The organism is Burkholderia puraquae (assembly GCF_002099195.1).
Classification (GTDB): Bacteria; Pseudomonadota; Gammaproteobacteria; order Burkholderiales; family Burkholderiaceae; genus Burkholderia; species Burkholderia puraquae.
Genome location: NZ_NBYX01000002.1, coordinates 443,595 through 462,711 on the forward strand (window position 1 = coordinate 443,595; position 19,117 = coordinate 462,711).

Sequence of the window (19,117 nt, forward strand, 5' to 3'; positions counted from 1 at the left end):
CGTCGTGCTCAGCCCAGCGGCCAGTTCAGGAACACGATGCCGTCGTTGTAGTCGTCGTCGGTACCGTCTTCCGAGCCGACGATCCCGAAGTACGTCTTCTTGAAGAGGTCGACCTGCCGCGAGCCGAGCCGCGACGGCTTGCCGTTCGCCATCACGATCACGCGCACGCGCCCCTTGCCGGAGTCGAGTACCTTCGTGCCGAGGTTCTGGTCCTGCACGCCGGCGCCCTTGAACGTGGCGGCGGGTTTCGGGTTGTCGTCGACGTAGATGTCGATCGTCTGGTCGTTTGCCGCGTTGGTGAGCGCGGTGACGCCGAACTTGATGTTCGGCGGCAGGTTGAAGGTGCCGTCGCGCTCGCCGCCGCCGCCGATGTTGCCGCTATCCGTGCTGCCGGGATTGTCGCCCGTTCCGGTTTCGCTGCTTCCGCTGCCGTGCGACGGTGATTGCGCGGCCGTGCCGCCGATCGCGGACAGGCTCGCGTACGAATCGATATGCATCGCGCTGCCGCGTACGCTTTTCCACTGGCCCTTCACGAACGTGACGCCGGTGCCGACGTCGATCGTCGCGACGAGCGTGAACGGCATGCGCCCGGTGCTTTCGGGCACCTTCGACGAATAGGTGAAGCAGCCGTCCGCGACGACGCCCTTGTTGGTCGCGATCGCGAAATAGATGCCGGGGAAGTTGTTGCCGGTCGCGTACGGCGTCGGCACGTTGAGGATGACCTGCAGTTTCCCGTCTCGAATCTCAGCTTTGGCGATGTCGATGTACAGGCCCGGGATGTCGACGTAGGTCGCCGATGTCGCCACGGGTGCGCTGATGATCGATGCCGAAAGGAGGGGCATGGGTGTCTCCGTTGTTAGGGCGGGTTTCGATGCAAAAGGAAGGGAAGGTGCCGCCGAATGCGGCGCGCCACCGCCGGCCGGCCCGGAGGCGGCCGGCGGTGGCGGGTCGTCAGGCGCGCGTCAGGTCAGCCGATCGGCCACTGGAGCACGACGATGCCGTCGTTGTAGTCGCTGTCGTGGCCGTCTTCCGACACGACGATCCCGAAGTTGACCGTGTACGGCGAGCCGTCCGATTTCTTGCCGTTGATCGGCGCAAGGCGTGCATCGGTGGCCGACGGCTTGCCGTTCACCGACACTTCGAAGCGGATCTTGCCGTTGCCGGAATTCAGCGTCGCTTCACGGGTACCGTCGCGCGTCGTCAGCTTGTGATACGCGGCGGGTTCTTTGCTGTCGCCGATAAACAGCTTGATGTGTTGCTGCTCGGCGGCATTCGCGAAGAAAATCGCGCGGAAATTGGTATTCGGCGGAATCGAAAACTCGCCGGCGCGATTGGATGACGTTTGAGAATCGGCCATGCTCTCCTCCTGAGGAATGATGGGTAAGGCTTCGAGTCGTGTCGCGCAAACGTTTGCCGTTTGAAATGCGACGTATCGAGCATGCCGAAAAATAAATAAAAAAATATTCGTGGGGGAATGGCTATTGTTCAGTAAATCGAAAATGGAGGTTAATCGATTGAATGAAATGTGTTTAATTGGTGCTATTTCGATATATTTTGGAAATTATATCGATGTGCGTATCGATTTTCGGAACGATGCGCGATTGCACAGGTGGGGCGGGGGAGGCGGAGGGGGCAATCGGGCTTGGGCGCGGACGCTCGGCGTTCGCATATGGCAGCGTGTTGTTTCAACATCAGCATCTCGGTCGTGGCCGCGCCCACCGGCCACCACCGAACGCCCACGCCGAAACCCGATGGCAACAGGAAGGGGGTGCGGCAACCGGCGAAGATCGTTGACCAACTCACTCCGAACGTGAACAGGGGCCTCACCGGCGCCGCACCCATGAAGCATATCGACGGGGTGGCGCGCCGCCTATCGGACAGGACTGATTCTGTGCGATCGAATTCGGCGCCATTTGTACCCAGCCCGTTGACAGCTCCCGTCACCCTGTGATTTGATTTCGGCCATGCAAGCCGCCCAGCCCCGTTTCTCGCTACGACTACTAGCCCGTTTCTCCGGGCTGGGTCTGCGGCTGCGCGCTTTCCGTCTGCTTCTGTCCTGAAGCGCCAGATTTCCCCCGCATCACCGACCTGGCCCCGGTTGTCGACCGGCGCCTGAGTTCGTCCTTTTTCCGAATCGTTCCGCTCCGTCCCGGTCACTCAACCGCCAAGGCTGTCGTTCGCCGTACCGCTTTGCCGTTGTGCCGTTTCTTACCGCTTTCTACCGTTTTCACCGCTGCGCGCGCAGCCTGCCACCACGACGGATGGCCACCGCGCCGCGGTTTCCCGACAAACCGACCGAGGACCGAACATCATGATGCTGAAGAACCCCGCGACGAAGTACCGACCGTTCACGCCCGTCAACCTGCCGAACCGCATGTGGCCGACGCGCACGATCACGCAAGCCCCGATCTGGATGAGCACCGACCTGCGCGACGGCAACCAGTCGCTGTTCGAGCCGATGGATGCGGCGCGCAAGATGCGGATGTTCAAGATGCTGGTCGCGATCGGCTTCAAGGAGATCGAGGTCGCGTTCCCGTCGGCGTCCGAGACCGATTTCAACTTCGTGCGCGAGCTGATCGAAGGCGGCCACATTCCCGACGACGTGACGATCGAGGTGCTCACGCAGGCGCGCGACGACCTGATCGAGCGCACCTTCGATTCGCTGCGCGGCGCGAAGCGCGCGATCGTGCACCTGTACAACGCGACCGCGCCGGAATTCCGCAAGATCGTGTTCGGCCTCGACCGCGACGGCGTGAAGGAACTCGCGGTGAACGCTGCGCGCACGATCAAGCGCTTCGCCGACGCCGCGACCGACACGCATTTCACGCTGCAATACAGCCCGGAAACCTTCACTGCGACCGAGCTCGATTTCGCGAAGGAAGTCTGCGACGCCGTGTTCGACGTCTGGCAGCCGACGCCGGAGCACAAGGCGATCGTGAACCTGCCGGCCACCGTCGAAGTCGGCACGCCGAACTTCTACGCGGACCAGATCGAATGGATGCACCGCAACCTCGCGCGCCGCGATGCGCTGATCGTGTCCGTGCATCCGCACAACGACCGCGGCACCGCGGTCGCGGCGGCCGAGCTTGCGGTGATGGCCGGCGCGGACCGGATCGAGGGCTGCCTGTTCGGCAACGGCGAGCGCACCGGTAACGTCGATCTCGTCACGCTCGCGCTGAACCTCTACTCGCAGGGCGTCGATCCGGGCCTCGATTTTTCGCAGATCAACGAAGTCGCACGCACGGCCGAGGAATGCACGCAGCTGCCGATCCATCCGCGCCATCCGTATGTCGGCGACCTGGTATTCACCGCGTTCTCCGGCTCGCACCAGGACGCGATCAAGAAAGGCTTCGCGGTGCAGCGCCCCGATGCCGTGTGGGAAATGCCGTACCTGCCGATCGATCCGAGCGACGTCGGCCGCACCTACGACTCGATCATTCGCGTGAACAGCCAGTCGGGCAAGGGCGGTATCGCGTACCTGCTCGAGCAGAGCTATGGGGTCGCGCTGCCGCGCCGCCTGCAGGTCGACTTCAGCGCGGCCGTGCAGCGCATGACCGACGACAGCGGGCTCGAAGTGACGAGCGCGCAGATCTGGTCGCTGTTCCAGCAGGAATACGTCGAAGGCGATGCGCCGCTGCGTTATGTCGGCCATGAGCTGACCGAGCGCGACGGCCGCGAGACGATCGTGCTGACCGCCGACGTGCACGGCGAGCGCCGCGTGCTGCGCGGGGAAGGCAACGGCCCGCTCGACGCGCTGATGCATGCGCTGCGCACGCCGCTGCGGATCCAGCACTACGAGGAGCGCGCGTTGTCGCAAGGTGCCGATGCGAAGGCGATCGCGATCGCGGAACTGTCCGGCGCGGGCGTGCGCGGCAGCGCGTTCGGCGTCGGCATCGACGCGAACCTGACGACCGCGTCGATCCGCGCGGTAATCAGCGGCATCAACCGCGCGTATGCGCGCGCGGACGAAGCGATGCAGGCGACGTTTTTTGGCGTGCAGCCTGCGGTGAAGGCCGTCGCGTAAGCGGGGGGCTGGGGGCCGCGCCGGGGGGCCGGCGCGGCTGAGTCTCCGGCGTCGATGTCGTCGCCAGCGCTGCTACGCGACCCGCCTTGTCTCAAGGTGGCGTCTGATCGCGGCGGGCGAGTTTGCACAAAGGCGCGATTGGGGATTCAACGCAAGTGGATGGCCTCAATCCATCACGGCCTTGCCGCACCGGAGTTTGTGGGGAAGTGCTGCACTTCTTTGTCACGCGAAGCCCGGATGACGCGCCTCTACGACGGCGGACGGAGATGTCTGAATAGGGCAGGTTCCAGATTGTGAGCCTGACATACCCGACAGGCGACGAATTCTGGCAATGGGCGTATCGTTCCTTCGGATCGGGCGGGGCATCCGCCCGCCGCACGATATCGTGCGGACCCTTAGTTATGCCGGCGCGTGTCGCCGGCATGTCATTCGTGGCAGCCACGAGCGTTGGGGGTGACGAGCCCCGTGCTTCTGCCCGCCCGTTCTCCGTAGTCCTTGTCCATTCAATCGGCCCGTTGCCGGGCCCATCGCGAGGAAAACGTCATGACGAAACCCGATACCCTGAAAGGCGACATCAAGGGCCAGGCCAAGGCCGCGGATCGCCACAACCTCGAGCGGCCGGATGGTGACAGCGCACTGTGGGCGCGCAGCCTGACGACGCAGCGCGTGGCCGACCTGTTCCGGACCTTGCCGGGCCTGCCGGGCCACTGGATGCAGTTGCAGATGCAGGTCAACGCCGGGAATCGCCATTTCTGCGGCGGCCAGAACGGCCATCAAACCACTGAAGAGGGCAAGGAGCTGATTCGCTGGATCGCCGATGCGGTGATCAAGGCGGCCGAGCGGGCCCCGTTCGATTTCAACTTGCAGCAGCTGCGTTTTACCGCCGACATGGGTTGGCTCAAGCTGCATCGGGTGGGTGGGCGCGTGCTGGTGCTGTCGCGGCCCTGAGCGATACGTTACGCGGCACGCATCGTGTATCGACCGCAGTTCGGCATCGCAAGAAAGAAACCGCTTGATCGCGAGCGCGTTCGCGATGTCGATGAAGAACGTGCTGACCATCGGCACGATCAGGAATGCCATGCACGACGGGCCGCGCCGCGCGGTGGCGGCCTGCATGTTCGCAATCGCAGTGGGCGTCGCATCGAGGCCGAAGCCGCAGTGGCCGGAGGTGGGCATGGCGGCACGGTAGTCGCGGCGAATCGGCGCGGGACACTCGACATTGGCGCAGGCCAGCCGGAAGGCCGATGACGTGCTCGGACCGGTCTGATGGTGACGCGGGTGGCGCTCTGCGACAATGAACGGCCGAAACCGGCCGGCGACTCACGCGTCAGCACCCGGCCAGCCTGCCGCCTTTCCGTGGCGAAGCGGCGCACGTCGGCCGGCCCCCGCCATTCGCCCACCCCTACCGTCGAATCGCCGATGCCCTCGCTCCGGATTCCCTCGCTGCTCATCGCCACCGCGCTCGCTTGCGCGGCATCTGCATCCCTGTCGGCCACCGCTGATCAGACGCGCTGGCCCAGCGCTTCGCAACAGAAGCCACGCATCGGCGTGCAGGTAAAAATCCAGTCATTCACGGCGGACGATGCACGACGGATCCGCCAGGCGGGATTCGATCTCGTGCGCTTCGGCGTGTGGACCGATCGCCTGGACCGCGACGACTACCGTCGCCAGGTCGACAACGCGTTCACGGCGGCCCGGTCGGCACATCTGCCGGTGTTGCTCACCGTCCGCGCGCTTGCGCCATTCGAGCAAGCGGGGGCGAAAGGCGCCGGCAATGACCGGACGGCGATGCTCGCGGCTGCCGGCGCACGGCTTGCCGACACGGTCGTGCGGCTTGCCACGCAATATGATCGCGAACTCGTGGCCGTCGAAGTGTGGAACGAACCCGACCTGAGCCGTTACTGGCCCACGGGCGACGTGACGCACACCTTCCCGCCATTCGCGGACGGGCTATGCCGACGGCTCGCCGAACATCGACCCGCAACGCCGATCGTCGGCTTCGGGTTCGCGCGGCCGCCGTCGCCCGGCAGCGTGCCCGATCGCTTGCTGGCAGGCATGCACGCGCCAGTGTCGGGCTGCCTCGCCGCCGTGTCGTACCACGCATACGGGATGACGCCCACGCAGATCCGCGCGGCCGCGCACGATATCGACGTGCGCTACGGTGTACCCGCGATCATCACCGAAGACGGCGCAGCCTCGGTGAACGCCGATGGAGAGCGGCGCCAGGCGCAACGCTTGCGCACGCTGCTCGACGCACGCGGCGAACTCAATACGCCGCTGATTTCGGTCTACGAATGGGCCGACACCGCAAACGCGAGCGATGCCGCGCAGCGCAGCTACGGGCTCGTGCATGCGGATCGGTCGCCGAAGCCCGCGCTCGATGCCGTGCGGGAATCGCTGGGCGCGACGCCGCCTGCGCGGTAATCATGCCGGCCGGCGTCGCACGCCGACCGACCACAGCACGATCGCGAACGGCGCGATGCTCGACAGGTGCCGCAGGTAGCTGCCGAGATCGGGCTCGAACAGCATCGACACCGCGACATGGCCCAGCAGCAGACACGCAAGCAGCTCGCGGTGGCGGGCGACGCCGATTGCCGGCTCGTGCGCCGGCGGCACGGGCACACGTCGCCACGCGGCGCCGAGAAACAGCGCGATCAGTGCCTGCATCGCGACGCCTTTCGGATCGAACGAGAACAGCACCGGCAGGTTGAGGCGGACGAGCGAGTACGCGTAGTTGCCGATGAAATGAACGAACGAATCGGGCGGGAATGGGTTGTAGAAGCTCGTGCGCGCGCCGAACGGCGACGCATAGACGAGGTAGTCGACGGCGAGGTCGCGCGGCTGTTGAAGCAGCATGTAAACGGGGTTCGGCAACGCAATCAGCACGGCGACGGCCAGCAGCGCACCGGCGATGCGCGGGAGCGCGGATGCCCGGCGAAACGCCCAGGCCGCCAGCGCGATCGCGAGGATCAGCGCGAAGTAGCTGCGGATCGTCGCCGCGTAGCCGAGATAGAGCGCCCCGGCGATCAGCATCGGCCGGATCGTGCCGCGCAGGCGCACGGCAGCGAGCACCGCGATCGACATCGCGACGACGAGCGTGTCCTTGCTCGCAACGAACAGGTTGAAGAACAGGCACGGCGCGATCAGCGCGAGATAGGCGACCAGTTCGCCGAGCCGCCGTGCGTTTCGCAACGCGATCGCGATCGTGGCGATGCCGAGTGCGACGACGAACACGGCGGTGCCGGCGCCACCGAGCGCTTGATAGAGCTTGCCGACTGCATCGAACGACGAGCCGTCGTAGGTCGAGCCGCCGCCGATCTGCGTCTGGATCTTGTCCGCGTCGCGGAAGATGAATTCCGGCAATAGCGCACGCGCATTGGCATACACGCAGACATACAGCAGCGCGACGAGCGCGGCGACTGCATCGCGCAGGCCGCGGCTCAGCAGCGGGCCACGGCCCATCACGTTACGCAGCACGACCGGCTCCGATTTGCCGGCCGCGCACGGCAGGCAGCCGCGACGTGACGATCCAGGCGAGCCACGCCAGTACCGCGATGCTCGCGACGAGATGGGCGACCGCCGCGCCGAGCGCGCGCTGGTCGTGCACGAGCACGATCGACATCGGCACGCACGCGATCGTCAGCGCGACCAGGACGCCGGCGACCACGCACCCCGCGCGCAACGCGACGGCTGCTGCCCACAGCACGTCGGTGGCGGCGCGCAGTACGAACGACAGCAGCAGGATCATGAGGATGGCGACCGACGGCCCCTCGCCGCCCACATGCGCGAGCCCGAAGATCCACGGATGCAGCGCGGCGATCGCAAGCGCGGCAGCGCCGGTCAGCGCGAGCGACGCGCGCAGGGCGTGCGCGAGTTCCGCGCGGAAGGCCGACGCAATGTCGGACGGGCAGACGAGCACGCGGACGAAGCGCGGGGCGGCCACCGCCGCGACGGTCGCGGACGCGATCGTCTGGATCGCATTCGCGATCGACCAGACGAACACATATCGACCGAGTTCGTTCGCGTCGAGCAGCGCGGACGCGACGAAGCGCTCCAGATATTGCAGCACCGACAGCAACAGCAACGCGACGAAGAACGGCGCACCGTCGCGCCAGACCGTCGCGAGACGCACGCGTGTTGCTGACAGCGCGGGCATCGCCGGCAACTGGCGTGCCGCGCGCGCGATCAGGATCCAGCCGAGCGCGACGACGCAGACATCCGCCGCGAGCCAGATCGCGAACAGCCCGTTGATCGAATCGATCGCGCGAGCCGTGAGCGCGGCGATGGCGACGCCGGCCCATGCACCCGTTCGGACGAACAGCAGCCACGATGCGGCGCGGGCACGATGCAGCGAGAACAGCCACGTGTTGACTTCGAGCGCCGCGTGCTCCGCACAGGCCACGAGCGCGACCAGCACGAGCGGCGTGCCGGCGAGCAGGCCGGCCTGCGGCAGGCCGAAGCGCCCGCTGCCCGGCAGCGCGGCCGCACCGCACAGCAGCAGATAGACGCCTGCATACAGCACGGACAGCCGCACGCAGGTGCGGATCGCGTCGCGCGGGTCGGGGCCGGCCAGCCGCCGGTTGATTTCCGTGCTGAAGCCGAGCCCGAGCACTTTCGACGCGACGACCGACACCGCGAGTGCGAAGCCATACACGGCCACCGCGTCGAAGCCGAGCGTGCGCGCGACGACGATCGTCAACACGAACTTCAGGCCGAGCGCACCGACGCGCAACATCAGGCGGGACAACGCGGCGTTCATCGCGTGACTCCGCCGTCGACTGCGGCCCGGAGCGCATCGACGATTTTCCCGCGCTCGCGTTCGAGGCGCGCGAGCCTGGTTTCGGCCTGCATCCAGAAGCGGCTCAGCGCGTGGGGTGCGAACAGCGTGTCGCACACGGCATGCGCATCGAAGTCGGCCGCGTTTGCGACCCAGCTGCCGACGCCGAGATCGGCGTAGGCGCCGAACCCCTTGCGTTCGTAACTCAGGTGATACGCGGGCACGCCGTGCAGGATCGCTTCGAGTGCGCCATGCAGGCGCACGGACACGACCGCGTCGGGCGTATCGGCGGCGAGCACGTCCTTCAGCGAACGTGCATCGTCGAAGCCGCGTTCGCGGTAGTACGCGGCGTCGTCGTTGCCGCGCCCGGTGCTTTGCACCGCGAACGTGACGCGGCAGAACGCGTTCAGGCGCTCGATCATCGTGTCGGTCTGCGCCTGATAGCGCGCGCATTGCGCATCGCTCCATGCGGGTGGGCGGCGCAGCACGAGCGCGACGTGCGCGGGTGTCGACGCGGCCGAGCCCGCGCGATCCCGCAAGCCCGATGCCTGGCGCCCGAACTCGAGCACCGCGAGATCCGGGGCGCGCTGCGTGTTGGCGTTGGCGGCGAGGAAGCCGGCGGAACGATCGTCGCGCACGAACACCGCATCGAAGCCCGCTAGCAGCGACGTCAGGTGACGGGCGAGCAGCGCATTGCCGGCGGCCGGGCCGATGCTTTGCGGCAGATAGACGGCCGGCTTGCGCGCCGCACGGGCTGCGCGCATCTGGACGAGGTGCCCGGCTTCGAGCTTGAGTGCTTCGACGGCATTGCGCGCACGCAGGTAGCCGCCGCCGACGCCGACGATCAGGTCGACGTCGCGCAGCAGGCCGCGCAGGTCCGCGAGCGCCGGATTCGTACCGACGGGCAGCGCCGTGGCGAGTGCGCCGATCAGCCGTCCGGCGCCGGCGGCGGCGAGTACGGGGGCAGGCCGCACGTCGGGATGCGCGGGGAACGAAGCAGGATCGGCGGCGACCACCGACACCCGCGTATCGGGGCCGAACGCGTCGCGCAGCAGCGCGACCGACAGCTCGACGAGCAGGCCGTCGCCGGAGTTGCGCGCGCTGTAGGCGTGCAGCAGCGCGACGTGAACGGGGCGGTGGGTCATGCTTTTTCCTGGAGAAGATCGTGATAGACGGCGAGCGTGCGATCGACCATCGCATCCGCCGAGAAATGCGCATAGGCGCGCGTGCACTGGTCACGCATCAGCCGGTATGCGGCCGGATGGTCGACGAGCCGGCCGACCATCGCGGCAAACGCGGCCGGATCGTCGCTGTTCGGCACGCTCAGGCCGACGTGATGCTCGGCGATCAGTTCGGTCGCGCCCGACACCTGCATCGCGACCATCGGCACGCGCGCGGCGACGGCTTCGAGGCACACGTACGGAAAACCTTCGTAGCGACTCGGCAGCGCGAGCAGGTCGAACGCGGAGAAGTAGCGGCGTGCTTCGTCGACGCGGCCCGCGATCCGCAGGTTCGCGGGCAGGTCGCGTGCTTCATCGCCTGCCGCGCGATCGAAGTCGCCGGAACCGATCGCGACGACCTGCAGGCGTTTGCCGTAGCGCTCGTCCAGCAGGCGCGCGATACGCACGAGGCGATCGACGCCCTTCTGGTGATCGAAGCGGCCGACGAAGCCGACGACGAACGTGTTGTCGGCGAGCCCGAGCGCAATGCGCGCGGCCTGACCCGCGAGCAGGCGCGGCGGCGTCACGCCGTTTTCGACGAGACGGATGCGGTCGCGCGCGATGCCGAGTGCGTGCAGGTGATCGGCTTCGTCCTGCGACACGGCGATGACCGCGTCGGAACACGCGTTGCCGAGCACACGCTCGACACGGCCGTAGAACGCGCGTTTCGCGGGCGACAGCGTCGGATTCAGCGTATAGACAGCATGGGGCGTATAGATCTGCTTCCACGGCCCGCGGCACAGCCGCGCGAGCGCGCCGGCCTTCGAACTGTGGCTGTGCACGATGTCGGGGCGAATCCGGCGCAGCAACCGGCGCAATGCGAGCACGCCGCGCAGATCGTGTGCGCCGACGTCGCGCCGCAGCGGCAGCCGGTGGAATGTGTTGCACTGCGCGGCCGCGCCGGCCAGCATCGCGTCGTCGAAGCGTGCGCCGAGCGGCGCGATCAGGTGGATCTCGACGTTCGAGCGTGCGCGCAGCCCCGCGATCAGGTCGGTGAGGTGCACGGCGACGCCGCCGCCGGCCGCTTCGACGACGAGCGCGATGCGCAGCGGCGCGGCGGTGTGCGCAGGAGGCAGCGATCGGGCGCAGGCGGGGGAGCGCGTCGCGCGGTCGGCTTGCGACGGGACGAATGCGATGTCGTTCATGCGGGCCTCTTCAACAGGCGCCGGAGCGCGGAACGCAAGCGGGTGACGTGCGTGCACCGTTGCGTGTCGCACGTGTAGCGATACGCTTCGTAGCGATAGCCGCCGAATTTCGAACCGAACGCCGATGCGCCCGAACGCGGATCGAGGCCGTTCAGCACCACGCCGAGCGTCGCGTCGGTCCGGTGCGGCAGCCGTTTCGCGGCCTCGACCAGCTCGCCGGCCCGGGTCGAACCGGCGCGCGCGACGAGCAGCGTCGCGTCGGCATGCGTGTCGAGCCAGGTCGCGTCGGTGGCCGCGAGTAGCGGCGCGGAATCGACGATCACGATGTCGTAGCGTTCGCGCAGCCGCGCGAGCAGTTCACCGGCGCGTGCGTGTTGCAGCAGCGCGGTTGGCCCGGCCGGCAATTCGCCGGTCGGCAGGAAATCGAGGTTCGGCGCGACGCCGCGAGGCACGGCCGCATCGGTGCCCGAGCGGCCGTCGAGCAGCTCGGCGAAGCCGGGCCCGCGTTCGAGGCCGAAATACTGGTGCAGGTAGCCCTTGCGCAGGTCGCCGTCGATCAGCAGCACGCGCCGGCCGCTCGCCGCGTGCACCGCGGCGAGGTTGACCGACACAAACGACTTGCCGGTGCCCGGCGCCGGCCCGGTCACCAGCACGAGCGGATGCGCGACTTCCGCGAGCGAGAAATGCAGCGCGGTCTGCAGGCTGCGCAGCCCTTCGATCGCCGGTTCGTACGGATCGTCGTACGCGAGCACGTGCAGGCCGGCGGCGCGGCCATCGACCGCGCGCATCAGCCTGCGCTGGCGTGCGGCGGCGGGCAGCACCGCGCGCACCGGCAGCGACGCGTGACGTTCGATCTCGTCGACGGCACTCAGCCCGCCGTACAGGAATTCCCGCGCGAACGCGGCAAGCAGGCCGAGCGCGAGACCGGCCAGCGCGGCCGCCGCGATCACGACCGGCCGGTTCGGCCGCACCGGGTCGGCGGGCGCGACGGCCGCGTCCACCACGTGCACGCTGGCCGTCCTGCCCGCCTGCACGAGTTCGAGCTGCTGGATGTTGTTCAGCAGGGCGGTGTACAGGTCGGTGTTGACCTTCACGTCGAGCTGCGCGCGCACTTCCTCGCTCTGCTGCGCGGGCAGTCGCGCGATGCGGGAATCGAGCGCGCCCTGCTGACGCTTCAGCGTCGCGAGCTGCGCGTCGAGCGCGGCCATGTCGGGGTGGGTCGGCAGGAAGCGGCGCGACAGCGCGTCGCGTTTCTGCTGCAGTTCGAGCGCGCGTGTCTGCAGATCGGCGCCTTGCTGGAGCGCGACCTTGCCTGCCTCGACGAGATCGACCGAGCCCGTGCGGCTGCGCAGGTCCGCGTAGCGCGTCTCGGCGCGTTCAAGCTGCTGCTTCACGATCGGCAACTGCCCGTTCAGGAACGTCAGCGACTGTTCGGCCTCCGCGGACCGTCGCGCGATGTTCTGCTCGACGTAGCGGCTTGCGATGGCATTGAGCGTCGCGCTGAGGTCGGCCGGATCGTCGCCACGCAGCGACGCGACGAGCACGCCCGACTGCTTGACCTTTTCCTGCACGTCGAGCGCGGTGCGCAGCGTGTCGATCGTCTCGGCCCGCGATTGCCGGACCAGCCGGAAGCGCGTGCCGGGCAACGCGTCGAAGCCGGCGATCTCGATCTGCAACGGGCCATGGCGGGTCGCGAAGGTTTCCGCCATGCCGACGGTGCCGATCGCGTCGGCCGTCATGTCGGCGCCGGTCAGGCGGTAGCGGGTCGCGTCGATGCGCACGACGTGGAACGTGTCGCCCTCGGCGCGCGCCGGCACGTCGAAGCGGGTGACGTCGATCCGTTCCTGCCCCCACGCGTAGCCGCCGAAGCCGAGCAGGCCGGGCTGCAGGACGCCGTCGTTGAAGCGCGCGACGAACGCGCCGAGCATCGGTACGCGCGATGGCTTCGCGACGATGTAGCTGCGCAGGTCTTCCACCGCACGCGTGACGACGAGCCGCGACGACAGGATCTGCGCTTCCGCCGACGCGGGCGATGCGACGTTGAAGAACGACGCGGCGTCGCCGAGCAGGTTCTTCGATGCGGCGTCGGCCGAGTCGTCGGTCTGGATCATCAGGTCGGCCTGGTAGGTCGGTGGCGCGACGAACGCATACAGCGCGCCGGCCGCGATGGTGGCCGCGGCGATCGCGGTGACGGTCCAGCGCGCGTGGCGCAGCACGTCGAGCACGCGGATCAGGTCGATCTCGCGTTCGGGAGGGGCGGAAGTCGTCATGGCTGTGAGTCGTGGAAAGAGGCGGTGGCCTGCGGCCAGCGCGCGGCGAGGCGCGGCAGCCAGCTGCCGACCGCGAGATCGATCAGCGCCGCGCAGCGCACGAAGTCGTCGCGCGTGCCGCGATACGGATCGAAGATGTCGATGCCGGGCGGCATGCCGTCGGCGACGCGCGTGAATTCGCCGAGGCGAAACACGCGGCCGCGCAGGAACGGATGGCGCGCTTCGAGCACGCGACGCTGCGCGTGATCCATCACGAAGATCAGGTCGGCCTGCGCGCTCATCGCGGTTGTCACGGGGCGGGCCGTGTGGGCGGCGAGGTCCAGGCCGCGCGCGCGGGCCATGTCGCGGGCCAGCGGGTCGGCCGGGCGGCCCGGCGGCGGCGCGAGGCCGGCCGAGCCGACCTGCGCGCGTGGCAGCTTCGCCGCGAGCAGCGCCGCGGCGAGCGGGCTGCGGCAGACGTTGCCTTCGCACACGACGAGCAGGCACGGGAGCGGGGTCGGGGTCATTTCGCGGCGATCCCGGCGGCGACGCCCGTATTCACGCTCGGCAACAGCAGGCTCAGCACGCGGCTGAAGCGAACGAGCCCGTTGCCGTCGACGTAGACGATGTCCTTCGGCTCCAGTTCGAACCGGTTCGCGAGCACCATCGCGACGGGCGAACGTGCGTCGAGATGGAACACGGTCGGCGCGCGGCCGTCCGCACCGCGGATCACGAACATCTGCGCGGCGTCGGCCGTATTCGAGTTGATGCTGCCGGCCTGCAGCAGCGCGTCGCTGAGCGTGAGGCGGCCGTTGCGTTTCGGCAGCGCGAGTATCGGGCGATTCACCTCGCCCATCACGTAGACGCCGTTGTCGTCGCGTGCGCCGATGCGCAGCAGGTCGCCGCCGCGGAGCACGATGCGCGACGGGTCGCGGTGCTGCTCGATGAGGCGTGCGAGGTCGATGCGCACGGGCGTGCCGTCGCGCACGATCGTCACGTCGCTCTGGTCGGCTGCCGGCGTGAAACCGCCGGCGCGTGCGATCGCGTCGGCGAGCGTCATCGTCACGTCGTTGACCGGCAGCGCGCCCGGCGTGTGGACTTCGCCGTCGATGTACACCTGCTGCGAGCGGAACGACGCGACACGCAGCGTGACCTGCGGGTCGCGATAGATCGTGCCGAGCACGCGCTTCACACGTGCCTGCGCGTCGGCAGCCGTCAGCCCTGCCACCTTCAGCGTGCCCGCGTACGGGAACGTCAGATTGCCGCGATCGTCGACGACGAAGCCCGCGACGGGATCTGCCGCGCGCGCCGGCGCCTGCGGCACGCCGCCTTGCGCGGCGGCAAGTTCGGGATGGTCCCAGACGGTGATCTGCAGCACGTCGCCGGGGCCGATACGGTAGGACGGTGCGTGCGGCGCGGCGGGCTGCTCCAGCGCGGCGGCGGCGTCGTCGCGCGCCGCACGCTGGCGTGCGATCAGCGCCGGATCGATGGCGACGATCGGCGGCATCGCGACGACGGCAGGCGGCGCGCGCGAGGTGTCGGCCGTGCGGCCGTCGGCGGCGATCTGCGTCGCAGCGGGCGTGACGTCCGCACGGGTACCGGCCGCGGGCGTACCGGCGGGTTCGTCAGAGCGCCAGTCGAGATACGACGCGTTCATGTTCATGCCTGGCGCCAGCGCGCATCCGGACAGCCAGACGCAGGCAGTCAGAACGAGCGCGAGCGCGCCGCGGCGGCGGCGCGGGGCCGCCGATGCGATCGAAGTGTTCATGGGTTCCTTCCAGTCGTGCCGTTGCATCGCGAGGCGACGGCGCGCGGCGGGCGCCTCGGGACGGGCCGGCACCTTGTTCAATCGGGGAGCGGCGGCATCGAGCCGCCACGGCGAACGGCATTGCCGTTCAGTACGCGTTGGGATGCACGATCCCTTTCAGCACCGTTGCGCCGATGATTCGAAGATCGAGCGCGAACGACCAGTTGCGCAGGTAGTACAGGTCGTACTCGACGCGCGACTGCATGCTTTCGAGCTGCTCGGTCGCGCCGCGCAGGCCGTTGACCTGCGCCCAGCCGGTGATGCCGGGCTTGATCCGGTAGCGGTGGATGTAGCCGTCGACGAGCGTGCGGTACTGTGCGTCGTGTTCCACCGCGTGCGGGCGCGGGCCGACCACCGACATGTCGCCGAACAGCACGTTGACGAACTGCGGCAGCTCATCGAGGCTCGTGCGGCGCAGGAAGGCGCCGACCTTCGTCACGCGCGGGTCGTTGCGGGTGGCCTGCGCGACCCTGCCCGCTTGTTCGACATGCACGCGCATCGTGCGGAACTTGTAGATGTCGAACGTCTGGCCGTCCGCGCCGCGCCGCTGCTGCGTGAACAGCACGGGGCCGGGCGACGTCAGCTTGATGGCCACGGCGATGACGAGCAGCAGCGGTGTCAGCGCGATCAGGACGACGGCGGCGAACAGGCGGTCGAAGATCGCCTTCGCGAACAGCGCGCCACGCGACAGCGGCGGCGCGGCCAGCGAGATCGCCGGCTCACCGAGGATGTCCTCGACGTGGCTGCCGAACAGCGCGTGCTTGCTGACGTCGGGCATCAGCCGCAGTTCGACGAAATCGTGACGGAACTCGTCGATCACGCGCGTGATCGCGGCGTCGTCGTCGAGTGGCAGCGCAATCCAGATCTCGTCCGCGCATTCGGCGCGCGCGGACGCGGCGAACGACGCGAGATCGGTGGCGACGAAAGCATCGCTGTCGAGTGCGACGGCCTGGTCTGTCGTGCGATACGCGCCGACGAACCGGTAGCGCACCGCGCCGGATGTGCCGAGCGATTCGACGACGCGTTCGAGCCATTCGCCGCCGCCGACAATCGCGATGCGGGACGGCGTGCCGGGCACGTGCAGGCTGCGGCGACATACGACGCTCAGTGCGAGCCGGAATGCGACGAGCGCGATCGCGACACAGATCGTCCAGCTGAAGAACCACACGAATAACGACATCGTGACGTTCGTCAGCGCCATCATTTTCAAGAATACGAATCCTTGAATGACGACCCAAAGCGCGAGCGTTCGCAGTGCGTAGCGCGTCGCCGGGCGCGTGCGGCCGTCGAGGCCGATGCCGGCGAGCCGCAGCACGAGTGCCGCGAGCAGCGCGCTGACGCCGATCAACAGCCATTCGATGCGGAGCGCAGCGAGATGAAAAAGGGAACCTTGATGCACGATCGCCGCGATGGCGGCGATCAGAAGGGTATCGATCGCGCATACGAAACGCGCGCTGACCGTTGCCCGCTTGCGCTGCATAGCTGTATTCATTCGGCTTGACCCCTGGTTGCCGGCATGGCGGCGATTCGCCCGACACATTCGAGCAGTACGGCGAGTCTAAGAACGATGACGGTGCACGGCCATCGGACGTGCATGCGAATGGCCGAACAACATGCTCGGATCGGTCCTAGGCGGATTCGGACTCCGGAGCGATCGGGTCAAGGATGGTTAAACGACCGGTGGAAGCGGAAGAATTTCAGGCTGCGCGAGCGCGAAACCGTGGAGGGGAGCTGCTTGTGCCGATTCGTCGCGAATCATGAAATCGACGAAAGGTGTGACGCGCGTCAGCGCGCTGCATGGATGCAGCGCGAGGCCGACGATATGCGGGTGTCGGCCGGCTGCCGGTTGAACCGCCGGTGGTGCGCGATTGTCTGCGATGAGCGTGCCGTTGCATCCGGATCGAGATCCGTCCGGAAGACGTCATGCGGCGTGTTCCCGCCGGCGCGCGGAACGGGGTGGGAAACAAGACGCCGCCTGCGAGAGGCGGCGCCGAAAACGGCGTGGCTTGCTTCGTGTCGATGGCCGTTGAAGCTGCGTCGAGCCATCTACCACGCCATCGTCGTGAATGGCGTCGCGACACGAAACACGACCGGTTGGATTGGCGGTCTCGTTGCTGGACGAGCGACCGCTGGTTTTCAGGTTGCGAGCTCGCGAAGATCCATGGTGACCTTGTCGAGCACCGGACGCCAGTCGGCGAAGGTCTGCTGCCGGTAAAGCGCCGCGCTTGGGTAGAACGGGCTGTCACGCCGGTCATGCTGCCAGACCCAATGCGGATTCGCGTCGAGCAGCACCCATGTGGCCTGGCCGAGCGCGCCGCTCAGGTGCGCGACCGACGTGCAGACGGTAATCACCAGGTCGAGTGCGCCGACGAACGCGGCGGTGTCGTCGAACGTCTTCCATTCGCGTGTCATGTCGATCACGTCGAACCCGGCCGCTTTCGCGGCTTCGACGTCGTGCTGCGCGCCGGGTTGCAGCGAGTAGAACGCGACGTCCTTCTGCAGGCTCGCGAACGCATCGGCGTAGCGCTCGAGCCCGACCCGGCGAAAGCGGTTGCGTTGATGGTTGAGGCTGCCTGTCCACACGAGGCCCACCTTCAACCGCTTCTCGCCGGACAGCGCGTGGCGCCATGCGTCCGTGGCTCCGGCGTCCGCCTGGAGGTACGGCGCGGACGTGCCGAGAGCGTCCGTGTCGAGGCCGAGCATCCATGGAATACTCATCAGCGGCAGTTCGTAGTCGAAGTGGGGCAGATGCCTGACACGGGTGCTGGTATCGAATACGTCGGCGTGTTCGCCGAGGCTGCGTCTAACCAGCGCGCCCATCTGCGGAAACACGTTCCACACGAGCCGCCCGCCTTCGCGATGCACGCGTTCCGCGAGCAGCGGGACGTAGCGACTGAATTGCAGCACGTCCCCGATGCCTTGTTCGCCCCATACGAGCAGCGTCTTTCCGGCAAGCGATTCGCCGGACCAGCGCGGCCGTGGAAACTCGGGCAGCGTGCCGCGCAGTTCCCCCGCGCCGTGCCAGCGCGCCTCGTAGTCAGCCCATCCCGATGCGAAGTCGCCACGCGCGAGCCGTAGCAGCGACAGGTTGTGGCGGTGCGTCAGGTCGTTCGGATCGAGCGCGCACGCGCTCTGAGCGTACTGCTCGGCTTCGTCCCATCGTTGCGCTTCCTTGAGTGCGGTGGCCGCGTTGTTGGCCGCGAGCGGGCTATCCGGCGCAAGCGTCACGGCACGGGTGGCCGCGCGCAGTGCGCCGTCCAGATCGAAGCGGTTGAGGCGCGTGATGACTGCGTTGGTCCACGCCTGCGCGTTGTTCGGATCGTCGTCGAGCGCGCCTTCGATGAATGCGTGTTCCAGATCGGGATCGTCACCCGACAGCCGGATCGCGAGTGCAAGATTGTTCTTCAGCGACGGCCACGCGGGGGCGAGCGCGAGCGTCCTGCGATACGGAACGATCGCTTCCTCGTGACGCCCGGCCACCTGAAGTGCATAACCACAATTGAACGCCGCTGCGGGCGATGCGGGATGCTGTTGCCAGTGCATGAGCGCGAGCTCCGCAGCGCGTGCGAGATCGCCGCGCTCGATCAGCGTTTGCGTGGCTGCGGCGACGGATTCGTCGAGCATGCCGGGAGCGGCCTCCGCTTCGATCGATGCGGTTTGCGTCGCATCGGCGAGATCGACCGGCAGTCGGGGGATGTCGGCAAGCGTGGGCATGTCGTGCGCGGTGATCTGCATGTGAGTTCTCTCCGGAAAGACGTTCGCGCGACGGGCGGCGATCGGCTGCATCGTGATTCGGGGAAGGCTGACAACACTTCGCGATGCGAAGCATGGCGCCGGATGGCATCGCGGGCTGTCGTTCCGGTTGAGTTGGAAGTGGAAGGCCCGGTGCCGTGAT

General features: G+C 67.8%; 14 protein-coding genes and 1 pseudogene. 3 read left to right on the forward strand and 12 right to left on the reverse strand.

All coding sequences use genetic code 11. The features are described from left to right. Positions 1-8: 8 nt before the first annotated feature. Positions 9-842, reverse strand: a complete 834-nt coding sequence (locus B7G54_RS06440; protein ID WP_085038317.1) for a fucose-binding lectin II — start codon at positions 840-842, stop codon at positions 9-11. A 125-nt stretch (positions 843-967) separates the two neighbouring features. Beyond that, on the reverse strand, positions 968-1,357 hold the full coding sequence (locus tag B7G54_RS06445) for a fucose-binding lectin II (RefSeq protein WP_085038318.1): 390 nt from the start codon (positions 1,355-1,357) through the stop codon (positions 968-970). Positions 1,358-2,314: 957 nt separating this feature from the next. On the opposite strand from B7G54_RS06445, the gene leuA reads away from it, so the two are divergent. Together leuA and B7G54_RS06455 are read left to right on the forward strand one after the other, a co-directional pair. Further along, entirely contained in the window at positions 2,315-4,024 is a 1,710-nt protein-coding gene (gene leuA, locus B7G54_RS06450) for a 2-isopropylmalate synthase (protein ID WP_106408948.1), read from the forward strand. Positions 4,025-4,567: 543 nt separating this feature from the next. Further along, positions 4,568-4,972, forward strand: a complete 405-nt coding sequence (locus tag B7G54_RS06455; protein ID WP_085038320.1) for a peptide ABC transporter ATPase — start codon at positions 4,568-4,570, stop codon at positions 4,970-4,972. A gap of 51 nt (positions 4,973-5,023) precedes the next feature. On the opposite strand, the pseudogene B7G54_RS06460 reads toward B7G54_RS06455, so the two are convergent. After that, positions 5,024-5,215: pseudogene (locus tag B7G54_RS06460) on the reverse strand (sodium/glutamate symporter); the annotation flags it as partial. Positions 5,216-5,443: 228 nt separating this feature from the next. Here B7G54_RS06460 and B7G54_RS06465 point away from each other — a divergent pair. Next, positions 5,444-6,448 (forward strand): glycoside hydrolase family 5 protein, encoded by a 1,005-nt coding sequence (locus B7G54_RS06465; protein WP_085038321.1) that lies wholly within the window; start codon positions 5,444-5,446, stop codon positions 6,446-6,448. Here B7G54_RS06465 and B7G54_RS06470 read toward each other — a convergent pair whose 3' ends face one another. The 9 genes from B7G54_RS06470 to B7G54_RS06510 all read right to left on the reverse strand — a co-directional run bounded on the left by B7G54_RS06470 (position 6,449) and on the right by B7G54_RS06510 (position 18,957). Next, entirely contained in the window at positions 6,449-7,501 is a 1,053-nt protein-coding gene (locus B7G54_RS06470; RefSeq protein ID WP_085038322.1) for a hypothetical protein, read from the reverse strand. Next, positions 7,491-8,783 carry a lipopolysaccharide biosynthesis protein gene (locus B7G54_RS06475; RefSeq protein WP_085038323.1) on the reverse strand — a complete coding sequence of 431 codons (1,293 nt, stop codon included), beginning with the start codon at positions 8,781-8,783 and terminating at the stop codon, positions 7,491-7,493. Before B7G54_RS06475 ends, B7G54_RS06470 begins: the two co-directional genes overlap by 11 nt. After that, the gene (locus B7G54_RS06480; protein WP_085038324.1) at positions 8,780-9,946 is read right to left on the reverse strand and encodes a polysaccharide pyruvyl transferase family protein; all 1,167 of its coding nucleotides are present in this window, start codon (positions 9,944-9,946) and stop codon (positions 8,780-8,782) included. Before B7G54_RS06480 ends, B7G54_RS06475 begins: the two co-directional genes overlap by 4 nt. After that, positions 9,943-11,166: a glycosyltransferase family 4 protein gene (locus B7G54_RS06485; protein ID WP_085038325.1), complete on the reverse strand. Its 1,224-nt coding sequence runs from the start codon at positions 11,164-11,166 to the stop codon at positions 9,943-9,945. Before B7G54_RS06485 ends, B7G54_RS06480 begins: the two co-directional genes overlap by 4 nt. Then, entirely contained in the window at positions 11,163-13,436 is a 2,274-nt protein-coding gene (locus tag B7G54_RS06490) for a polysaccharide biosynthesis tyrosine autokinase (RefSeq protein ID WP_085038326.1), read from the reverse strand. The genes B7G54_RS06485 and B7G54_RS06490 overlap by 4 nt, the downstream gene beginning before the upstream one ends. Next, positions 13,433-13,942 (reverse strand): low molecular weight protein-tyrosine-phosphatase, encoded by a 510-nt coding sequence (locus B7G54_RS06495; protein ID WP_085038327.1) that lies wholly within the window; start codon positions 13,940-13,942, stop codon positions 13,433-13,435. Before B7G54_RS06495 ends, B7G54_RS06490 begins: the two co-directional genes overlap by 4 nt. Continuing rightward, entirely contained in the window at positions 13,939-15,183 is a 1,245-nt protein-coding gene (locus tag B7G54_RS06500) for a polysaccharide biosynthesis/export family protein (protein WP_085038417.1), read from the reverse strand. The genes B7G54_RS06495 and B7G54_RS06500 overlap by 4 nt, the downstream gene beginning before the upstream one ends. A gap of 127 nt (positions 15,184-15,310) precedes the next feature. Then, positions 15,311-16,714, reverse strand: coding sequence for an undecaprenyl-phosphate glucose phosphotransferase (locus B7G54_RS06505; RefSeq protein WP_106408944.1), 1,404 nt, complete (start codon positions 16,712-16,714; stop codon positions 15,311-15,313). A 644-nt stretch (positions 16,715-17,358) separates the two neighbouring features. Then, positions 17,359-18,957 (reverse strand): tetratricopeptide repeat-containing glycosyltransferase family protein, encoded by a 1,599-nt coding sequence (locus B7G54_RS06510; RefSeq protein ID WP_085038329.1) that lies wholly within the window; start codon positions 18,955-18,957, stop codon positions 17,359-17,361. Between the last annotated feature and the right edge of the window lie 160 nt (positions 18,958-19,117).

Bases quoted from the DNA above. Each gene is read 5' to 3' on its own strand.
- B7G54_RS06440 (WP_085038317.1), bottom strand. From the start codon at position 842: ATGCCCCTCCTTTCGGCATCGATCATCAGCGCACCCGTGGCGACATCG.
- B7G54_RS06445 (WP_085038318.1), bottom strand. From the start codon at position 1,357: ATGGCCGATTCTCAAACGTCATCCAATCGCGCCGGCGAGTTTTCGATT.
- leuA (WP_106408948.1), top strand. From the start codon at position 2,315: ATGCTGAAGAACCCCGCGACGAAGTACCGACCGTTCACGCCCGTCAAC.
- B7G54_RS06455 (WP_085038320.1), top strand. From the start codon at position 4,568: ATGACGAAACCCGATACCCTGAAAGGCGACATCAAGGGCCAGGCCAAG.
- B7G54_RS06465 (WP_085038321.1), top strand. From the start codon at position 5,444: ATGCCCTCGCTCCGGATTCCCTCGCTGCTCATCGCCACCGCGCTCGCT.
- B7G54_RS06475 (WP_085038323.1), bottom strand. From the start codon at position 8,783: ATGAACGCCGCGTTGTCCCGCCTGATGTTGCGCGTCGGTGCGCTCGGC.
- B7G54_RS06480 (WP_085038324.1), bottom strand. From the start codon at position 9,946: ATGACCCACCGCCCCGTTCACGTCGCGCTGCTGCACGCCTACAGCGCG.
- B7G54_RS06485 (WP_085038325.1), bottom strand. From the start codon at position 11,166: ATGAACGACATCGCATTCGTCCCGTCGCAAGCCGACCGCGCGACGCGC.
- B7G54_RS06490 (WP_085038326.1), bottom strand. From the start codon at position 13,436: ATGACGACTTCCGCCCCTCCCGAACGCGAGATCGACCTGATCCGCGTG.
- B7G54_RS06495 (WP_085038327.1), bottom strand. From the start codon at position 13,942: ATGACCCCGACCCCGCTCCCGTGCCTGCTCGTCGTGTGCGAAGGCAAC.
- B7G54_RS06500 (WP_085038417.1), bottom strand. From the start codon at position 15,183: ATGAACACTTCGATCGCATCGGCGGCCCCGCGCCGCCGCCGCGGCGCG.
- B7G54_RS06505 (WP_106408944.1), bottom strand. From the start codon at position 16,714: ATGAATACAGCTATGCAGCGCAAGCGGGCAACGGTCAGCGCGCGTTTC.
- B7G54_RS06510 (WP_085038329.1), bottom strand. From the start codon at position 18,957: ATGCAGATCACCGCGCACGACATGCCCACGCTTGCCGACATCCCCCGA.